We start from the raw sequence: 19,259 nt of genomic DNA, 5'->3' as shown, positions 1-19,259 counted from the left end.
CTTTAGAAGTCTACTTCTTCATCGTAGAAGCAGCACTTGAGCAGCTTTGCCATCTGCTCCGCATCGATGCCGCGCGGGTTGGAACCGGTGCACGCATCGTCCACGGCGAGCTGCGCCACGGTGGGCAGCTTGTCGAGAAATTCCTTCTCGTCGATGATGCCGCCCTCATAATCGCGGATGCAGGACGGAATTTCAAGCGCCTGATTCATCTTTTTCAGGTGCGCGATCAGCGCGTCCACCAGTTCATCCGTCGAACCACCGGCAAGGCCTAAAAACTTTGCGATCTTCGCATAGCGTTCGGCCGCGGCGGGCTCCTTGGCGTTGAACTTGATCACCTTGGGCAGGTACATCGCGTTTGCGCAGCCGTGCACGATATGGCCGCCCGAGTAGGCCGCGCCGGTCTTGTGCGCCATTGAATGCACAATGCCGAGCAGCGCGTTAGAGAACGCCATACCGGCCAAGCACTGTGCGTTATGCATGCGGTCTCTGGCTTCCATATCGCCGTTAAAGGAGGCAACTAGATCGTCGCTCACCATTTCGATGGCGTGCAGCGCCAGCGGATCGGTAAAATCACAGTGCAGCGTGGATACATAGGCTTCGATCGCGTGCGTCATTGCGTCCATGCCGGTGTGCGCGGTCAGCTTTTTGGGCATGGTCTCGGCCAGCGAAGGATCGACGATGGCAACGTCGGGCGTGATATTAAAGTCGGCCAGCGGGTACTTGATGCCCTTCTGGTAATCGGTGATGACGGAGAACGCGGTCACCTCGGTCGCTGTGCCGGAGGTGGACGAGATCGCGCAGAACTTTGCCTTGGTGCGAAGCGTCGGGAAGTTGAAGGGGATGCAAAGATCCTCGAACGTTACGTCCGGATACTCGTAAAACGCCCACATGGCCTTGGCCGCGTCGATCGGAGAGCCGCCGCCGATGGAAACGATCCAATCCGGCTCGAACGCGCGCATCGCGGCCGCGCCCTTCATCACGGTTTCCACGGAAGGATCGGGCTCCACGCCCTCAAACAGCTTTACTTCCATACCGGCTTCTTTTAAGTAATCCTCTACCTTTTGCAGAAATCCAAAGCGCTTCATAGAGCCGCCGCCCACTACGACGATCGCCTTTTTGCCGGAAAGCGTCTTCAGCGCTTCCAGCGCGTCTTTGCCGTGATACAGGTCTCTCGGTAATGTAAATCTCGCCATACTTTTACACTCCTATTCAGTCGTTCGGTCCATCGGTTTAATTGTTAATTAACTAACGATCTAACACTAACATATTTCAAAAGCATTTTCAATCCATTATTTTAATGTCCAATAAATTTAATTGTTTGTTCACAAATTCAGTGTGTGGGCCGCCCCGTTCCGCGCTCTGTTCACATCACGCCGATGACCGGCGTGGCCCCCTTGGCAATGGATACCTTTTCGATATAGGGCACGTGGGCGTATACGTTTGCCGTGGTGGAAATATCCGAATGCCCCAGCCAATCTTGTATTTGTTTCAGCGAAAAGCCCTGTTGCAGCAAAATGGTCGCCACCGAATGACGCAAATCGTGAAAGCGAATGCGCGGCAGCGCGGCCCCGCGGCACACCCGCTCAAATTCCCGGGTGATATAATCGGGCCGGAGCGGCACGCCGTTTTCGTGGCAGCAAACGTAATCGCTTTTGTGGTAAGCCTTGCCCAGCCTGCGCCGGTTTTCGTTCTGCCGCCGCCGCAGGTCGCTCAAATACCGCTTGAGCGAATCCGAAAGCGGCAGGGTGCGGTAGCTTGATTTGGTCTTTACATTATCGGCATAGATCACGCGCCCGCCCGACTGCACCGCCGTGTGGTTGATGATCATCGTGCGCGCGCGCAGGTCGACCGCGCTCCACCGCAAACCCGCGGCTTCGCTTCGCCGCAGTCCATAGGTTGCGGCAAGAACAAACGCCGCCTCCGCCGGGGAATGCAGCGCCGCCGCGATAAACACGTTGATCTGCGTGCGGTTATACACCTGCCCCCGGAACGCGCGGCGCTTGGGCAGCATCACGTTATCCGCCGGGTTCAGCGGGATAATCTGAAGCGATACCGCATATTTCATACACTTGTGCAGAATCGAATGAAACTTGACGATGGAGGTCGGCGAAAGCCCCTCCGCGAATTTCTGGTTGACGAATTCCTGAAAATCCGCCGGCCGCGCGGTGGCAAGCGTCACCTTACGCGCGCCGAAAAACGGTAGAATGTGTTTTTGATAAATATAACGGTACCCATCCATCGTATTTTCGCGCACCTGCGTTTCCATCAGCGTCAGCCACCGGTCAAAAAAAGTGACCAGCATCGTGCTTGATTCCTCGGAATACCGCAAACGCATCAGCTCCTCAGGGCGCAGAACGAAGTGGATACAGCCATCCTCCTCATAAATTTTTACTTTGTCCATGTTGTCATTTTACCTCACTTTATGTTGTTTTTTGTCGAACGTGACAAAATTAATTGTAGCATAAATAGCCTAATTTATCGCACGGACAAAGGTATTTTTTCAGCGTCTCTATTGGCATTTTTACTTACTGCCCAAAAAACGCTGGTCCTATTTATGCAATATTCCGCTTCTGTTCGGTCAATCTCACAAACTCGCGCAAAACCCCTTGCATTGACACACAGATATTGTATAATTTACATAGTGGCATTGCGCCAAATAAATGGATGAGGTGAACAGCACATGGATTATATGTCGGAATACAGCCGCTGGCTGAGCCGTCCGGAGCTGACGGCGGAGGAACGCGCTGAGCTCACGGCCATCAAAGATAATAAGGAAGAGATCGAAAGCAGGTTCTTCGCGCCGCTTTCGTTCGGCACCGCCGGTTTGCGCGGCGTACTTGGCGTGGGCCTATACCGCATGAACCGCTTTACCGTCGGTCAGGCAACGCAGGGCCTTGCCAATCTGGTCGTCGCGGGCGGCAAACAGCAGATGGAGCGCGGCGTCGCCATTGCGTTCGACAGCCGCCACTTCTCGCCCGAATTTGCGCAGCAATCCGCCTGCATTCTCGCGGCAAGCGGCATCAAGACCCTGCTGTTCGATGAACTGCGCCCCACGCCCGAGCTGTCCTTTGCCATCCGGCACTATGGCTGCATCGCGGGCATCAATATCACGGCCAGCCATAACCCCAAGGAATACAACGGCTATAAGGTCTACTGGGAGGACGGCGCGCAGCTGCCCCCGCAGGAAGCCGACATGGTCGCCCGCGAAATGGCCGCGACCGATCTGTTCACCGGCGTGCGCACCGGCGATTATGACGAATTCGTCAAGAGCGGCATGATCCGCATCCTCAGCAAGGAAACGGACGAGGCTTACCTCAGCGAAGTGCTTAAGGTAGCGGTTAATCCGGACTGCGTGAAGCAGGTTGCGGACGAATTCAAGCTTGTTTACACCCCGTTCCACGGCGCGGGCTACCGTCTGGTGCCCGAAATTTTGCAGCGCCTTGGCTACAAGCATATCATCTGCGAGCCGCACCAAATGGTGATCGACGGTGATTTCCCGACGGTCAAGAGCCCCAATCCGGAAAACAAGGAAGGCTTCAACCTTGCGATCGAGCTGGCGAAGGAAAACGGCGTTGATCTGATCATCGGCACCGACCCGGACGCCGACCGCACCGGCATCGTATTAAAGGATAAGACCGGTGAATATATTTCCCTATCGGGCAATCAGGTCGGCGTACTGCTGACGGATTACATCATCACCGCCAAGAAGCTGACCGGCACCATGCCGCGCCACCCGGCGGTGCTCAAGAGCATCGTCACCACCGAAATGGCGCGCGCCGCCGCCGAACAGAACGGCGTTGCCTGCTTTGAGACCTTCACCGGCTTCAAGTTTCTGGCCGAAAAGATCAAGGAATTTGAAACCACCGGTTCGCACGAGTATATCTTCGCGTTCGAGGAATCCTACGGCTACCTGTGCGGCGACTATGCGCGCGACAAGGACGCTGTCACCGCCTCCATGCTGATCGCCGAAATGGCGGCCTACTACCGCACGCAGGGCAAGACCCTGTATGACGCGATGGAGGAAATGTACGAAAAGTACGGCTATTATTGCGAACAGACCATCTCCATCACCATGCCCGGCGTATCCGGTTTGCAGCGCATGCAGGAGCTGATGGAGGAGCTGCGACAGACCCCGCTGCAGCAGGTCGGCCCGGACAAGGTCGAATTCATCCGCGACTATCAGCCCGGCACCCGTACTTCTCTTGCGGACGGCAAGACCGAACCCATGGAACTGCAAGGCCAAAACGTGCTGTACTACGAGCTTTCGGGCGGCACGATCTTCATCATCCGCCCCTCCGGCACAGAGCCCAAGGTAAAGGTCTACATCATGGCCAAGGGCGCGAGCAAGGCCGACGCCGCCGATAAGGTCGCCGCCCTCGTTTCCGCCGCTAAGGAAATCGTGAAGTAAATAGATACACAATAACCCCGCCCTCGGAACGGCTGACAGCCGAATCCGGGGGCGGGGTTATTTAGCGGTTTACGAACCATCCTCTTGTTGCCGTGTGGTCGCGCGAGATCCTGCGTCGTTTTGCTCCTCAGAATAACAAAAATTTGATTCCTTTTTTATTGCCAGATTCTTAAAAGCAGCCGACAGATTGAGACAAAAATATTTAATTGACAAGTAGCGATGCTGCATATAAAATAAAGTTAACATCAAAACACCTTTAAGGTTAACGGATTATTTTTTAGCAAAACATACAAAGTCAGAAAAATTCATCCCTTGACTTGACGCTCTAATAAACGTAAGGATTCTATGCGACTTCCTACGGCGTCTAACTGGAATCATTTACTTTATTTCATTTTAAGAAAGGGGATTATGTATAATTGCATTAAAAAATCCACATAAAACCGAAAGGCTGGACACCTTGCCGCAGAGCGGCAACTCGGGTTTTTGTGGATTAATTTAATATTATCAAAAATGGAAACAAAAGTCAAGCTAAAGCGAATGAACTTTTTGGTCTGAATTATCGATTGCCCAGTGATCAGAAAGAGCCGGATGAAAATCGCGAAAAGCTCCTGCAAATACTCTGCGATTGCAAGGCGGTCAGCGGCTTTCATTGCAGGCGAATTGCCGGAAACACTCTGCGTCATGGGAAATTCCACCGCATTGTTTAAGATTTGTCCCTTGGCACTGTCAGAAACATATCACACAGAAGAACCGTGTGTGTTGTGTCAATCCATATCAGGCTCTTCCGGCTGATAAGAAGTAAACCAGCAGGTGGAGCCATTTGCTACCGTGGCAATAACCAGTGTCAGCGCGGCTAGCGCACTTGCGCTTTTCAAAAAGAATCCGTAAAGCTTTTTCATGGGGAAGACCTCCTTAAATTTTTTATTTTTCCTGCCGCAAGCGAAAGAGCGGCAAAAAACTCGCCTAAAAACAAATGGAATAGCCATTTAAAAGAAGCAGCGGGCAATAACAGCCAAGTGATTGCAAGTATTAAATAAAGTATGGCTAGAATGAAACTTCGTTTTTTATTCCTTTGTCTCTTTTGCTCATTCACCCTTTTGTTTGGATGCGCTAATGGGGCCAATGGAAGGATCAGGCACAAGCTGATTACCGCCGCTGCAATAGCCGCCACTTTCCAGATGGTTTGCGGCAGCAGCAGTGTAACAGCGAATGCCGCACCGAAAATACCGAGAAAACAGAAAAAACAGCTAAAGTGAGAATCCGCATGATACCCACCTGCCCAAAGGCGAAAGGGAATAAACGCGGCCAAAAAACAAAGGTATCCTAAAAAATCCTTTAGCAGCAGCGAAGCGATACCAACGCCCAAAAGGGAAATCAGCGTTGAAAGCAGCAACTCAAGGCCATAGGAATACACTGCCCGCCGGTCGTCTGTAATAATTTTTTGCCTGATAAAAAAATCCGATATTCGGTCAGAAAAACTCTTTATCAATTTCGGCGCCATCTTCCTATCTCTTTTCAATAGATTATAGCTATATTGGGAATCTTTGTCTATCGTTTTGCAATAACTGGTTGTTATTTTGCAACAACTGGGTGCCACCGCAGTAAAGTGAGGCTATAACAAGTAAGAATGAAGAGGGTTATTATGAATATTGCTATTTGTGATGACGAGAAACAGGAATTACAACACATACAAGCCCTGCTGGCCCAATACGATCCTACACTGCAAGCCGATGTTTTTTATGCAGCCGCAGATCTTCTACAGGCATTTGAAAATAGCTTCTATGACTTGGTACTTCTGGATATTGAAATGCCAGAACCCACGGGCTATCAGGCAGCGGAGCAGCTTAGTCGACGCGCCAAACCTCCGCTTGTTATATTTACTACTAAAAATACGGGTTTTGCGGTTTCCGGCTACGGTGTGGCTTTTCGCTTTCTGGTCAAGCCTATTCAGTTTCAAGAATTTTGCACGGTGATGGATGCAGCGCTTTGCGCTATCGCCCCGGCAACACTCTCCTTTACGCAGGATGGGGAATTGGTTATTCTACCGACAAAGGATATTTACTACATCGAAACTTTTAAGTTTACCGCTATAATCCACAGTAAGGATGAAACCTACGAAACACGCCTTACACTGAAGCAAGCGGAGCGGGAGCTGGCAGCGGCAGGCTTTTGCCGCATCCATAACAGCTATTTAGTCAATTTGCAGTATGTCAGCCGTATTTCTTTGTTCACCACCGTTTTGATCGATGGTACAGAAATACCAATTAGCCGTGCAAGGAAAAAAGACTTTCAGGACACACTACAAAAATATTTGAGGTCACACTAATGCTTCTTATCATTGAAATAGCAGCCGCTTTTTTTGAAACTATTCTTGTTTACATACTGGCGCAAGGCTTATTTGAAAGTAAACCGATTCTTTACCGCCCATTTTACTACGGCGGATTTTTCCTGTGCAATCTGCTTCTTAGCCTGTTTGTTTCCAGCTCAACCATACGGCTTATCTTATTGACCGGTTTGCTTACGTTGTTCGTTTTCCGTTTCTATTTGAGTAAGGTCTGGCAAGCAGTGGGCTTTGCTGTTCTTTTTTCATCTATCGCAATCGTGGTAGACCTGCTTAGTATGGGGCTGCTTTACTTGTTTCATTTGGATAATGCACAGCTTATGACAAGCCCTCAGCACCGCGCAATCTTCATTATTTTAGCAAAAACCGTGCAGTTGAGCATCATTCTGTTATCGGCTTCCCGTGGCAAACACGGGTTGTTTGAAATGCCGTTTTTCCGTATCCTGCCCCTTCTGCTCTGTCAGGTGTTTAGTATCTTTGCCTGTGCCTTGCTATGGCGAACTGCAATGCAGCTTTCTTCTCCACATCCCATTTTCTTAACCGTTTCGCTTATAGGCCTGTTGTATATCAACATTATTCTTTATGCTTATCTGGTTTATATGAAGGCTGGATATGACGCCGCACAAAAGAAAGCGATAGCGGAGCAACAACTGCAAACGCAAATCGAGTATTACAAAATCATGCTGGAAGAGCAGGAACGCACCCGTTCCATGTGGCACGATATCAAAAAGCAGATCAACGCCGTTTCCGCGCTGGTCAGTGCTGATCAGCCGCAGGCCGCGGCCAGCCTGAATGAGCTAAACCATCAGTTTTCCGGCCTTGGCGATTTTGTGCGGCTGGATAACGCGGTAATCAGCGCGATCCTTGATCGCGGTATCCGCGAAGCAAAATCCAAAGGGATCAAAATAAAGCTGGAAGGCTCTACCGCTGCGGATTTAAATATCTCCCCTCTGGATTTAAGCGTCATCATAGGTAATACGCTGGATAACGCGATTCAGGCATGTGAAAATATCAAGGACCCGAAAGCAGAAAAGTGGGTCTCTATTCTGTTTCGGCAAAACGGCAGCTTGCTGCTTTATGAAATTTCAAATACTTACGATCCCCTGTTCGTACCACATCGAGACCCTTCCATACATGGCTATGGTCTGAAAAATGTGCAATATTGCGTTGAAAAAAACAGCGGTATTTACAATGCAACAAAGGAGAACGGCGTTTACACTGTCTCTATCACACTGAATGTCTAGGCAGTATTGTTAGAGGGCAGGCTCCACATGTTTTCCGTGTGGAGCCTGCCCTCTTTTCAACTATGCCTACCAGTTATTGCAGAAAACCGACCGGTTATTGCAAATCTATTGCAAGCGGATTGGGAAGCTGTTAGACTGTGAGGCAACAAGGAAAATACAAAATTTTAGTCGAACGGGTTGAATGGATGAGGAGGGAGTCCGATGCAGTTATAATAAAAGATGTATGCAAATGTTTGCGCCATGCTTATAAACTCATTTAAAAATTACTTTGCGGGCATAGGGTATTTCTAACGAAAATACAAAAGAATAAAAATCTTAAAAACTTGGCGAAAAGAGGTAAAAACATGAAATTTAAGCGATTCTGCATTTTTATGCTAACGCTGTGCTTAACTACGGCAGGTGCTTTTGCGGCTAGTGCTACCAATGAAATTGAAATCCAGCAAGGCACCAATCATAGCTTTACCTATGAAAACGGGAATCTTATCGCAATAGATGATCTTCCTTACAGCGATTCAGCTCCTCAGGTAAGCGCTGAACCTGAAGATATGGATCTCCCTATTCTTCGTGATGGAATTTATGTTCCAAAGCAATGGTGCCTTGAAACTGATAAGGGCACAAATGGTGTTTATCGGTATCATACTAATGAACAAGAGGATACTTATAGCGTGCGAACCGCAGTTAGTACAATTAATCTTGAAAATGCGCATTCTGTAACCGCTAGCATTTCTGGGAGCGTTGAATTTGGTTTTGAAGATTTTGCAAATGCTAATATGTCATACGGAAAAGGTGAAACATACAAAAAAACTGTATCAATTGTTCTTAAAAATCCGGCCGTTGGTTATAAACATTGCTTAAAATCATGGGTAAATATGCAGACCAAATACTATATCTATTTAAAACCTAAAGCTATTGGCAATGGTTATACTATTTATAGGGCATCTACTACAGAACCCTATGGCACTGACTACGATATTTATAAAGTTGCTTTGTAAATAATATTTAAGATCAGCATGTGTTTTAATAAAACACATGCTGATCTTGTAAGGAGCAATTATATGATACGTCTTCTTAAATATAGACGCTGTTCACTAATTATTCTCAGTACAATTTCTTTGCTTATTATTGCATTACTTTCATTTAGCCATAGCCCTCAGATTAACAAAGAATTATTAGAATCCATTAATATAAATAAACACTCGTATTATTATTACAGATCCGGCGTAGGAACAGACATAACACTACTATTTGGTGATGAAATAGAACAAATTCCATTTTCAACAATTGATTTGCTTAATGATAAAGAGATTGTATATTCAAACATTTCTGTTTTGGAGTCTAAGCAAGACTGTATAAAAATTAATATTAAAAAGTATATTGAAGCCTTTAATTCTATTCGATTTAATAACAAAAATGGCGAATACATCGACCTGTATGCAGGCGAATACAATTTTTATTTGATACCCGACATACTAGAGTCAAGTGAAACTTTAAAGACGTCGCCAGAGATAAATGCTACATCATATAACAATCAATTTGTCATAACATTATCTTTAAGCACTGATGAAATGGATATAGCGCAAACTCTGTATTATGATGTTGTTTTTCCAGATGAACTTACTCCATATGTTACATACTCAATAGAACAAGATGAAAATGAAACAAATAAGAGTCATATTACACTTGATTTTACTCCCCATGAAAATTTTCAGACATTAGACTTTGACTTACTTATCACCGAAAATGAACATAATCTGTCGAATTGGATATGCAAAATCCATATTCCGTTTTGGAGTGAATCTACTTAATGCACACAGGGACGGTTAACGTGTCCCCAATGCACACAGGGACGGTTCTTCTGTGTTGACAATCACCCCACTCGTATGTTATGGTGCGAGTGGGGTGATTTTATGCCTAGAGGACCTAGACAAAAAAGTGAAAGCGGCAACTACCATATCATGCTGCGCGGCGTGAATCAGCAAAACATTTTTGAAACCGATGAAGATCGCGAAAAATTTCTGCAAATACTCTGTGATTGCAAAGCGATCAGCGGTTTTCATTTATATGCCTATTGTCTGATGAGCAACCACATTCATCTACTTCTGCAAACCATGCCGAACGCTGAATCACTTGAACAGATTTTCAAGCGCATTGGTGTGCGCTATGTTTCGTGGTATAATTACAAATATATCCGTTCCGGACATTTGTTCCAAGACCGTTTTCGCAGTGAGCCAGTCGATGACGACGCTTATTTCCTTTCCGTCCTGCGGTATATCCACCAGAATCCGGTCCAAGCCAAGCTGTGCAGTCATCCAACGGATTACCGATGGAGCAGTTACTCCGGCTACCTAGGTGCGGACACATTCTGCGACACTGCGCAGGTATTAACCATGCTGGATTATGACCATGCGCGCAGCATTAAAGTTTTGAAAAAGCTACATGCAAAACCGGTTGAAACCACCTGTATGGATATCAGCGACACACATCGGTATTCGGATAGTGATGCAAAAAAGCTGCTAAAAACTCTTTGCGGCACGGACGAACCCGCTACACTGCAAGGTTTGTCCACTGATACGCGCAAATGCGCAATCGCCGCGCTCAAACAAAATGGCGCATCCCTTCGGCAGATCGTCCGTTTAACCGGCTGGTCCCTTGGTATCGTCAGAAATAAATAACACAGAAGAACCGTCCCTGTGTGCATGTGTGCAGAGAAAAAGCAGGTGAAGCCTTTGTGAGAACTACACGTAAATTTCGTTTTTTTATAGTAGCAGTATTAGTATTGTTAGTAGGATATTATATTTTTTCTTGCATTACATTTAAGTACTCGCTTCCCATAGAAGAAGATGTTAAAATTTCTGTCTATTCTTCTGGTCAGTTTTATGATCTTTCTGAAGCTCAGAGTAAAAATTTTTGTGCAAGTATCAACCATTTAAATGTACGTCGACGATTCCCTCTTTTTAATTTTAACTCTTCTTATAAGGATAATTCTGTTCAAGAAATCCGTCTCTCTAGTTCTACTTCACCTATTCATGTCAGCATATACCTATTTAGTGAAGGACAGTCTTCTTTTATAGTAAACGGGCCTAATATGAACGGGCTACAGCTTATTATTCGTGAGGATGGTATGTACAATAAACTATTAGATCAAGTCACGTTATTCATATCGGCAGAACGATCGTCCGTTTAACCGGCTGGTCGCTTGGTATCGTCAGAAATAAATAACACAGAAGAACCGTCCCTGTGTGTTGTGTTTAAATATAAGGAGCAATGACGATGAATGAGAAAATTCTTGTTGTAGATGATGAAAAAGAGATTGCCGATCTGCTTGAAGTCTATTTGACGAATGACAATTATACCGTATACAAGTTTTATAATGGGACTGATGCTTTACAATGTATGCAAGAAACGGAAATTGATTTGGCGATAATAGACGTTATGTTACCGGATACGGACGGGTTTCGTATCTGCCAAAAAATAAGGGAAAATTTCTATTTTCCTGTTATTATGCTAACCGCTAAAATTGAGGACAGCGATAAGATCATGGGATTAACCATTGGGGCAGACGATTATATGACCAAGCCGTTTAACCCATTGGAGGTTGTTGCAAGGGTAAAAACACAATTAAGACGTTGTTCCAAATATAATACCTCTGTTTTAAGACAATCTGTTGAAAAGACGGAATTTGACATCAGAGGTCTTGTGATCAATAAAGATAGCCACAAATGCTTTTTGTATGGAAAGGAATTGTCGCTGACTCCCATTGAGTTTTCGATTCTTTGGTATCTGTGCGAACATCAGGGTAAAGTCATACCTTCAGAAGAATTGTTTGAAGCCGTATGGAAAGAAAAATATCTGAACAATAACAGCACCGTAATGGCGCACATTGGCCGCCTTAGAGAAAAGCTGAACGAACCACCAAAAAAGCCAAGATTTATAAAAACGGTTTGGGGTGTAGGCTATGAAATCGAATAAAGGGGAGAAAAATAATCTGCTGAAAACCCTTTTCAAAAGCTATATCATCCAGTGCGGAATTATATCTGCAATTATCCTAATCGCTTCTAATTTGTTGGGCATGGGTTTACAATGGGTGCTTAGCAAATATGTTCCGCAGTATTATATGGTTTACCGTTCCCTCTATTTAGGAGCCGCGGCTACTATACTATGGGCTGTGTGCATCATCATTCTTACATACCGGCTACTAAAGAAAGTGGTCGCTTATGTGGATGAATTGCAGCAGGCCACTGGCAAATTATTTGATAAAAACGTAGATTACATTGAACTATCGCCGGAGCTTAGCGAGATCGCGTTAAAGATCAACCACTTAAAACAAGAGTCTGAAAATAATGCAAGACTGGCAAAAGAGAACGAACAACGAAAAAACGATTTGATCATGTACCTTGCACACGATCTAAAAACCCCGCTTTCTTCTGTAATGGGCTATTTAATGCTATTGCGCGATGAACCGCAAATTTCAGAAGAACTTAGGACGAAATATCTTTCTATCTCTCTCAATAAAGCGGAACGGCTTGAAGACCTAATCAATGAATTTTTTGAAATTACAAGATTCAATTTATCTAATATTACTTTACAATATACGGAAATAGACTTGACGCGCTTGCTTGAGCAGCTTATATACGAATTCAATCCCATGTTTAAAGATAAAAACCTGCAATGTGATCTTTGTGCCCCGAAAAGTGTAACCCTTCGCTGTGACGCAGATAAAATACAACGTGTGTTTGATAATCTTCTTCGCAATGCGGTTATTTATAGCTTCCACGATACAACCATTACGATTACAGCGGCGCAGCAGGAAGACAGGATGAGCATTGCATTTGAAAATTGCGGTAATACGATCCCAAAGGAAAAGCTGTCGCAGGTATTTGAACAGTTTTATCGCCTTGATACAGCAAGGAGCACAAGCGGCGGCGCTGGTTTGGGCCTTGCCATTGCCAAACAAATTGTAGACCTTCACAAAGGAACCATTATTGCAGAAAGCGAGAATGAAAAAATCAGATTTACCGTTACCCTCCCTCTTTCGTAGGAAAATCGTAAGAAATTCCGTAGTATAAAAGAGGATTCTCTTGTGTACAAACAAAGAAATAAAGACTCCTATTCTGATACAATGAAAACATCAGAGTAGGAGCCTTTTTATTTCTACTTTTTCAAATATAAAATTCGTAGCAACCATTTACGATTGCGGCATTCGCCGCCACGGCACTGCTCGGCGGGTCATTGCCGGCCCTAGCACTTATCAGTATCATTCAAGGAGGATTTATAACATGAAAAAAATGAGTAAGAAAGCCAATGGTGTAAAACAAATTCTTATGGGTATCATGCTGCTTGCCTGTCTGGTGATGGCAGGGTGTTCCCATTCCAACTCGGATGCGAAAGATTTTACCGACTTTGAACATATAGAAGCCGAATATCTGCAATCCATCGACAATTTGAACTGGCCTAAAGGTGTCACTTTGCCGGAAAAACTGGAAGGAGAAGATACCGGCGCGTCTTTCCAGATTGGCTATGGCGATACAAGCGCTTCAAACCTTTGGGAATACTACTGGATGAAAGAATGGCTGGACACCTATAACACTGATCCAAAACGTGCAGAAAAAGCATTGGAAGAATTGGAAAAAGCGTTTGACATGCCCTATATGGGCGCAGATCGCTGTGACGATGCAACCCGTCAATATCTTCGTGATAATATCGACAAAGCAAAGTCGGGTGATCCGTCTGGATTTACGGAGTGTATAAAAGTGAATTATGCCAATTAAATTACTTATGCACACAGGAACGGTTCCTCCGTGTTGACAATCCCCCCATTCGTATGCTATGGTGCGAGTGGGGTGATTTTATGCCCAAAGGGACTAGACAAAAACGCGAAAGCGGCAACTATCCTGTCATGCTGCGCGGCATTAGGCAGCATATATCTTTTTAGTGATGGACGGCCATCATTTATCGTATATGGTCCTAATATGAACGGACTACAATATATAATCAGTGAAGATGGTATGTACGAAAATCTTATCAAGCAAGTCACTTTATTGAAAATAGTATATCGTTTCAAACCGGACACTGGCTGTCAACATTTACACAGATAACGAAAGGCCGAGTAATCGGCCTCCTGTTCATAAAAGGAGTATAAATGAGTTTTAGAAAATCGTTTTGGCTTCCGAAAATTCCTTGTTTATTTGGGGTGATATTGCTTCCCATAAACCTATGGTATGCGTTACTACCCTATTACGGAATAACATGGTTTCACATTCTGTTGACCATAGCATATGCAGTCTTAAATGCTATGCTGATTCCCTATCTTTTTCAAAGCAAAAAAGCTGAATCGCTGGTCTATGCCGCTTTACATTGGCTAACCGTATTTGCAATTTCAGTTTTTATGTTGGCGTTTCACGATTCGTTCTATACGATTTCACTTGAATTAATGCTTATTCTTCTTCCAGTGATTGGACAGTTTATACCTTTGGGGTACTTCGATCATGCAATGGTAGTGGGGATTGCTTTGACAATTTACGCCGGAGTATTGTTTATTTGTTGTTTGATTGGAATTTATATGATCAAACACCGTTCTGCGGTTGGAAATTAAGTCACGTTTGGACGGCAATTTATTAGAAAAGCCGTCGAGTTTATCAGCATTTCGCGTATAAAAAAACAAGGCCATTGGCGCACGGATTCATTTGGCCGGTTCAAACATTGTATGCTGCACCGGCATCCGGTTACCAATAGCCTTGCTTTTTTATTTTTGCTGAAGTGTAATGCTATTTTTCTCATAATACTGCGCCATACAGAGATTCTTCCAATCATTTGGGTCCTCAGTAATATCCATATAGGCCAATACATAAGGCGCCGCAGAAAGAGGAGACAAAACAATATCGCGTTCTTCACTTGACCGACAAAGTTGATCGCGTTCCAGCATTTCTGTATAAAATGCTTTTGCTTCGCCGTTGAGCAATGATTGCGCCGCGCTCACACCAGCCGGCAAATGGGCAACCGCCGGACTGCCATCCACACCTTTTGTAATCGTACATACCCCCACGCAAGAAGCAGTGAAAATGAGACAAAATGCGATGAATACTGTGTCAAACCGGCGCTTATAAAAGTTGCAGAGTTCATCCAGTGCGTTCAATAAACGCGGCAATCGTGCGCTTTGTCGTGAGAGATAGCCTAAACAATAGAACAGCGCCAACAGTACAACAAGATAATAGCTAAAATAAATCAAATTGATATTTCGCTCTGGAATAGAGAACCCTAGCGCATAAAAACAAGGGGCGCCAAGCGACGAATAAAGTCCAAATAAAAGCAGCATTGCCCAAAGCGGATGTGAAAAGCGGAAACTACTGCCCTGCGCAAGACGATACAGAAGCGGGATCAAAAAGAGGAAGCAGACCACGGCAGGCAGGGTAGTTGCATTTGCAAAGCTGTAAGCACCGTACACAAGGGCAAGTATAATGCCGCGCGGAATACTCGACGCGCCAACCTGCGATTGCCGCAGCGCATTTCCAGGCGCCATCATGCTGATTAACAAACAAATGGCCAGAATGGCAAAAATAATCGAAAGGAAAACGGTCTGTTTGCGTTGGCGTTGTAATCCACAATATATAGCAAGCAACAGGCTGACCAAAACACAAAGTAGAACAGTTGAATAATTGCTTCCGCCAACGGCTATGGAAAGAAAAACAGCAAGAGCAAAGATCACGATCTGCATACCGGCTCGCTCTGCTTTTATCAGCAGTAAAAGCAAGGCGAGCAGCACCAGACCCAGAGCATAGAAGAAAGTATATGAAATCGCGCCGGGATGCCAATAGAGCCCCTCAACCGGAGAGTACATATACTGTACGGATAAAAACAGCAGCGGCAAACTAACGAGCCAAAAATCAACCTTTGAAGCGCCCATGTAGTTACGAAGCACCACTTTACAGAAGAATAAAAATGCCGCGCAAAAAATCGTGAGAACGAACACCGGCGTTACGCCATAAAGCGCTTGTCCAAACGCAGCCGGATGTAAAAAGGTAAGAAAAATAAAAGAAAAATTACCCTGCCACTCAAAATACCGCTGTACCGTGGCACTGGCTGACGCATGCACAACTTCACCGATGGAATGTGTGGCATCCCATACGGGTGCGGTCGTGGCCAGATATGAGAAGTCATCAGCGGAAAGGTAGGCATAGCGGGAAATCAAATATAGCGGTAAAATCGAGAGCAATATTACGATCCCCATCGCTATCGCGCATCGGTATTTGCACCGATTGTGCAAGTCGTTATGTTGTTGCATTGCAAACTCTCCATTATTGAAATATAAAGCTATTATAGCACATTAGGAAAAGAGTTCCAAGAAGCGCCTAACGAATAGTTCTTCTGTTTTTTCCTTAGGCACTTAAAAAATGTATTCCTTCACACAAAAGAACCGTCCCTTTTGTGTTATATCAAACAGACCCGTGTTCCTGCTTTGGTGGCAGGAACACGGGTCCTTGTATTTACGCTTGAACGATAAACGCGTCCAGCTCGGTTTGGGCCTGCTCTCGGGATGCTTCGCAGGCGCTTTTCATTTCGTTCAGTTGATTGAGCACGGTTTGGATCTGGGCGGTCACGCTGTTTACCTGCTCCTGCGAGTTATGTATGTGGTCCAACACCGCCCAATCGGTAAACAGATTATCGAAAAAGTAATCGGCAAAGCGCAGAAAACCGTCGATCTGTATCTGCATATCCGCGTAAATCGTCACATCGCTCAGCTCGGTTTTGAAGCGGCGAAGCTGCATTTGCAGTTCTTCCACCTTTGTTTGCGCTTCGTCCAAATGGCTGTGCTTGACCATGTCGGTAACAAGGCCGCCGCCCAGTATATCCCAAGTGCCCCAGCTTTCGGCGCTGTTCAGGCTGGACGCAATGCCGTTTGCGGTGGAAAGCGCGTTCTGCCCGGCGTCGGCCGCTTCGCGAATCTCTTTCAGTTGGCTGCTGCACGCCGCAATGCGCCGTTCCAGCTGCAAGATCTGTTCCCCGCGCACCGGGTCGCTGTGTTTCAGCGCTTCGGTCTTTGCAGCCAGCACGTCCTGATACTGCTTTTCACAACCGTTCAGCGCGGCAAGCTCATTCTCCCACGAACGGATATCCTGCTTTACCGCCGCAAGCTCCCGCACCACGCTGTCGTGCTTGACGGCAGCCGCATAAGCTTCCCGCTGCTCCTGATCGAGCTTTTCCTCCTTCTTGCCCAGCATACCGTAAAAAAACGCAGCCAGACTGCGGCCCTCTAAACGGTCCACATCCTTCTGTTCCTCGGCCCGGCGGGCCGCAAGCTCGGTTTCCCGCGCTTCCAGCTCGCGCTGTTGGCTGTAAAGATCCTGCAGCATGGCGCGCAGTTTCTTTTGCCGCGCGATCTGCCCGCTTAATAGATGGAGCTGCTGATCAAATTCGGTCATCTCTATGTACCTCCCGCTTTCACTGCCCTTATTATAGCATAACCCCTGCCGCCACTAAAGAAATATATTGTGTAGACAGCCCCTCATTTTCTCGGATCGCCTTGTTCCTTTTTGTTTGCGGGTGTATACTGTAGGTGAAAAATCATCCACGCTCGACCCTTTAAAAAGAGGTATGTACATGAAGCTGCCGGAAAAAAAGCCGCGTTGGCTGGCCGCGGTCAGTATCTGTTTGATCGTGATAATATTGCTCATCAACCTATTTCAGGCACATTGGCCGCTTCCGTTTTGGATCCGTATCCCCGTGCTTATTATCATTACAGCCGACGCAGTGGTGGAAAGCATCTACGAGATTCGACAAGGGCAGGGATATGTTATGCTGCTGCTTTATCTGTTATTTTTTGCACTGGGTTTGTTTGTATTGTTTGGCCAAAATGTTCTAGACTGGAGTTTTTTACCGGGACAGTGAGAGTGAACAAACAGCCGCGCGGCGAATCTTGTATTCACCGCGCGGCTGTTTGTTTCCATTATTCCGCAAGCTTGAAGATTTGGGTCAGTTCGTCCTTGCCTAGCGGGATATGGCTTTTGACCGGACCACCCACGGTATGCATGGCGTTTTCAGCCAACTTCTCATATTCCCCGGGAACAATTCCAAGCTGGGACATGTGCACCGGCATGTCGATCTCTTCAAAAAAGCGCTTGATCGTTTCGATGCCTTCGGCCGCGGTGCGTTCCGGGCGGTCAAAATCCATTTCCACGCCGAAAACACGGTTCGCAAGCTGCGCAAACCGGTTCACATCATGCGGCATGACGAATTTAGCCCACGCGGGGAATAGTACCGACAGGCCCGCGCCGTGCGCGATCTCATCGTGCAGGGCGGAAAATTCATGTTCGATCTTGTGAACCGGGAAGAACTTATTGACGCGGCCCAGCTCGGTCAGGTTGTTGTGGGATAGGCTGCCCGCCCACATCAATGTGGCGCGCGCTTCATAATCGCGCGGGTTCGCGATGGCGCGGCGGCCCGCGTCGCGCACGGCGATGAGCAGTCCTTCGGCCAGACGGTCGGTCAGATCGGTATCCGCGTTGCCCGGCATAAAATAACGCTCGAACGTATGCATCATAATATCGACCACGCCGCAGCCGGTCTGGAACTTGGATACGGTGTAGGTATTCTCCGGATTTAAAAAGCTGATGCACGGACGGTTGGTCTGGCTGGTGATGCCGCGCTTCTCCATGGTTTCCTCATTGGTGAGAACGCAGGAGTTGCTCATTTCGCTGCCCGCTGCCGCAAGCGTAAGCACGGTGCCGATGGGCAGGGTGGAATCGGGCGCGGTGCCGGCGCAGGCAAATTCCCACGGGTCGCGCCCGGTGGCGACGCCCATGCCGATGCCCTTCGCCGAGTCGATGACCGAGCCGCCGCCCACGGCCAGAATAAAATCGACCCCTTCGCGCTTTGCCATTTCGATCCCCTCGCGCACAAGCGAAAGCTTCGGGTTGGGTGAAACGCCGCCAAGCTCAATAAACGTCAAGCCTGCGCGGCCAAGGCTTTCCTCGACGCGGCCCAGCAGGCCGCTTCCGCGCGCGCTGGAACCGCCAAAGTGCACCATGACGCGCCGCGCGCCAAGCGCCCCCAGCTTTTCTCCAATCTGGTCCTCGATTGCCCGGCCAAACACGATCTCAGTCGGCAGCTTAAGCGTAAAATTTTGCATGTTATGTTCCACCCCTTCATCTTTCGTCGCCAATAGCTTCTGTATTACTTTGTATTATACCCATGTACTTGCCAAAAGTCAAAATATCCGATACAATAAAGAGGCACTATTTTCAAAGAAAGAGCGGGCATTGATTACTGTGTA

General features: G+C 46.7%; 20 protein-coding genes. 12 read left to right on the top strand and 8 right to left on the bottom strand.

What is annotated here, in order from left to right; genetic code table 11:
* Positions 1 to 2 precede the first annotated feature (2 nt).
* Positions 3 to 1,193: an iron-containing alcohol dehydrogenase gene (locus NE562_RS09705; RefSeq protein WP_280962215.1), complete on the bottom strand. Its 1,191-nt coding sequence runs from the start codon at positions 1,191 to 1,193 to the stop codon at positions 3 to 5.
* Positions 1,194 to 1,363: 170 nt separating this feature from the next.
* Complete coding sequence (locus NE562_RS09700) at positions 1,364 to 2,401, bottom strand: tyrosine-type recombinase/integrase (protein ID WP_280962214.1); 1,038 nt, start codon at positions 2,399 to 2,401, stop codon at positions 1,364 to 1,366.
* Between the two features lie 279 nt (positions 2,402 to 2,680).
* Between NE562_RS09700 and NE562_RS09695 the strand changes: the two genes are divergently transcribed.
* A complete protein-coding gene (locus NE562_RS09695) occupies positions 2,681 to 4,408 on the top strand; it encodes a phospho-sugar mutase (protein ID WP_280962213.1) in 1,728 nt (575 codons plus the stop codon).
* A gap of 383 nt (positions 4,409 to 4,791) precedes the next feature.
* Here NE562_RS09695 and NE562_RS09690 read toward each other — a convergent pair whose 3' ends face one another.
* From NE562_RS09690 to NE562_RS09680, 3 genes are all read right to left on the bottom strand, one after another.
* Complete coding sequence (locus NE562_RS09690; protein ID WP_280962212.1) at positions 4,792 to 5,091, bottom strand: hypothetical protein; 300 nt, start codon at positions 5,089 to 5,091, stop codon at positions 4,792 to 4,794.
* Between the two features lie 81 nt (positions 5,092 to 5,172).
* Positions 5,173 to 5,307 (bottom strand): cyclic lactone autoinducer peptide, encoded by a 135-nt coding sequence (locus tag NE562_RS09685; RefSeq protein WP_280962211.1) that lies wholly within the window; start codon positions 5,305 to 5,307, stop codon positions 5,173 to 5,175.
* Positions 5,304 to 5,909 (bottom strand): accessory gene regulator ArgB-like protein, encoded by a 606-nt coding sequence (locus NE562_RS09680; protein ID WP_280962210.1) that lies wholly within the window; start codon positions 5,907 to 5,909, stop codon positions 5,304 to 5,306. The genes NE562_RS09685 and NE562_RS09680 overlap by 4 nt, the downstream gene beginning before the upstream one ends.
* 141 nt (positions 5,910 to 6,050) lie before the next feature.
* On the opposite strand from NE562_RS09680, the gene NE562_RS09675 reads away from it, so the two are divergent.
* From NE562_RS09675 to NE562_RS09630, 10 genes are all read left to right on the top strand, one after another.
* Positions 6,051 to 6,734, top strand: coding sequence for a LytR/AlgR family response regulator transcription factor (locus NE562_RS09675; protein WP_280962209.1), 684 nt, complete (start codon positions 6,051 to 6,053; stop codon positions 6,732 to 6,734).
* Complete coding sequence (locus tag NE562_RS09670; protein ID WP_280962208.1) at positions 6,734 to 7,993, top strand: ATP-binding protein; 1,260 nt, start codon at positions 6,734 to 6,736, stop codon at positions 7,991 to 7,993. The genes NE562_RS09675 and NE562_RS09670 overlap by 1 nt, the downstream gene beginning before the upstream one ends.
* A 344-nt stretch (positions 7,994 to 8,337) precedes the next feature.
* Positions 8,338 to 8,985, top strand: a complete 648-nt coding sequence (locus NE562_RS09665; RefSeq protein ID WP_280962207.1) for a hypothetical protein — start codon at positions 8,338 to 8,340, stop codon at positions 8,983 to 8,985.
* Between the two features lie 63 nt (positions 8,986 to 9,048).
* The gene (locus NE562_RS09660; RefSeq protein WP_280962206.1) at positions 9,049 to 9,798 is read left to right on the top strand and encodes a hypothetical protein; all 750 of its coding nucleotides are present in this window, start codon (positions 9,049 to 9,051) and stop codon (positions 9,796 to 9,798) included.
* 75 nt (positions 9,799 to 9,873) lie between these two features.
* Complete coding sequence (locus tag NE562_RS09655; RefSeq protein WP_330645892.1) at positions 9,874 to 10,665, top strand: transposase; 792 nt, start codon at positions 9,874 to 9,876, stop codon at positions 10,663 to 10,665.
* Positions 10,666 to 10,691: 26 nt separating this feature from the next.
* Entirely contained in the window at positions 10,692 to 11,177 is a 486-nt protein-coding gene (locus tag NE562_RS09650; protein ID WP_280962205.1) for a hypothetical protein, read from the top strand.
* Between the two features lie 86 nt (positions 11,178 to 11,263).
* Complete coding sequence (gene vanR / locus NE562_RS09645) at positions 11,264 to 11,962, top strand: VanR-ABDEGLN family response regulator transcription factor (RefSeq protein WP_280962204.1); 699 nt, start codon at positions 11,264 to 11,266, stop codon at positions 11,960 to 11,962.
* Entirely contained in the window at positions 11,949 to 13,031 is a 1,083-nt protein-coding gene (locus tag NE562_RS09640; RefSeq protein ID WP_280962203.1) for a sensor histidine kinase, read from the top strand. Before vanR ends, NE562_RS09640 begins: the two co-directional genes overlap by 14 nt.
* A gap of 238 nt (positions 13,032 to 13,269) precedes the next feature.
* Complete coding sequence (locus NE562_RS09635; RefSeq protein ID WP_280962202.1) at positions 13,270 to 13,761, top strand: hypothetical protein; 492 nt, start codon at positions 13,270 to 13,272, stop codon at positions 13,759 to 13,761.
* A 371-nt stretch (positions 13,762 to 14,132) separates the two neighbouring features.
* The gene (locus NE562_RS09630) at positions 14,133 to 14,585 is read left to right on the top strand and encodes a hypothetical protein (RefSeq protein WP_280962201.1); all 453 of its coding nucleotides are present in this window, start codon (positions 14,133 to 14,135) and stop codon (positions 14,583 to 14,585) included.
* Positions 14,586 to 14,735: 150 nt separating this feature from the next.
* Here the strand turns inward: NE562_RS09630 and NE562_RS09625 are convergent, their stop codons facing one another.
* Together NE562_RS09625 and NE562_RS09620 are read right to left on the bottom strand one after the other, a co-directional pair.
* Positions 14,736 to 16,271 carry a DUF6056 family protein gene (locus NE562_RS09625; protein ID WP_280962200.1) on the bottom strand — a complete coding sequence of 512 codons (1,536 nt, stop codon included), beginning with the start codon at positions 16,269 to 16,271 and terminating at the stop codon, positions 14,736 to 14,738.
* A gap of 202 nt (positions 16,272 to 16,473) precedes the next feature.
* A complete protein-coding gene (locus NE562_RS09620; RefSeq protein WP_280962199.1) occupies positions 16,474 to 17,409 on the bottom strand; it encodes a hypothetical protein in 936 nt (311 codons plus the stop codon).
* A 178-nt stretch (positions 17,410 to 17,587) separates the two neighbouring features.
* Here NE562_RS09620 and NE562_RS09615 point away from each other — a divergent pair, with 178 nt between their 5' ends.
* Positions 17,588 to 17,875, top strand: a complete 288-nt coding sequence (locus tag NE562_RS09615) for a hypothetical protein (RefSeq protein WP_280962198.1) — start codon at positions 17,588 to 17,590, stop codon at positions 17,873 to 17,875.
* A 58-nt stretch (positions 17,876 to 17,933) separates the two neighbouring features.
* Here the strand turns inward: NE562_RS09615 and NE562_RS09610 are convergent, their stop codons facing one another.
* Complete coding sequence (locus NE562_RS09610) at positions 17,934 to 19,115, bottom strand: iron-containing alcohol dehydrogenase (RefSeq protein WP_280962197.1); 1,182 nt, start codon at positions 19,113 to 19,115, stop codon at positions 17,934 to 17,936.
* Positions 19,116 to 19,259 lie beyond the last annotated feature (144 nt).

This window comes from Butyricicoccus faecihominis (assembly GCF_024462775.1).
Classification (GTDB): domain Bacteria; phylum Bacillota; class Clostridia; order Oscillospirales; family Butyricicoccaceae; genus Agathobaculum; species Agathobaculum faecihominis_A.
The sequence above is the reverse complement of the archived record's forward strand: the minus strand, read 5'-3'. Positions and strand labels throughout refer to the sequence as shown.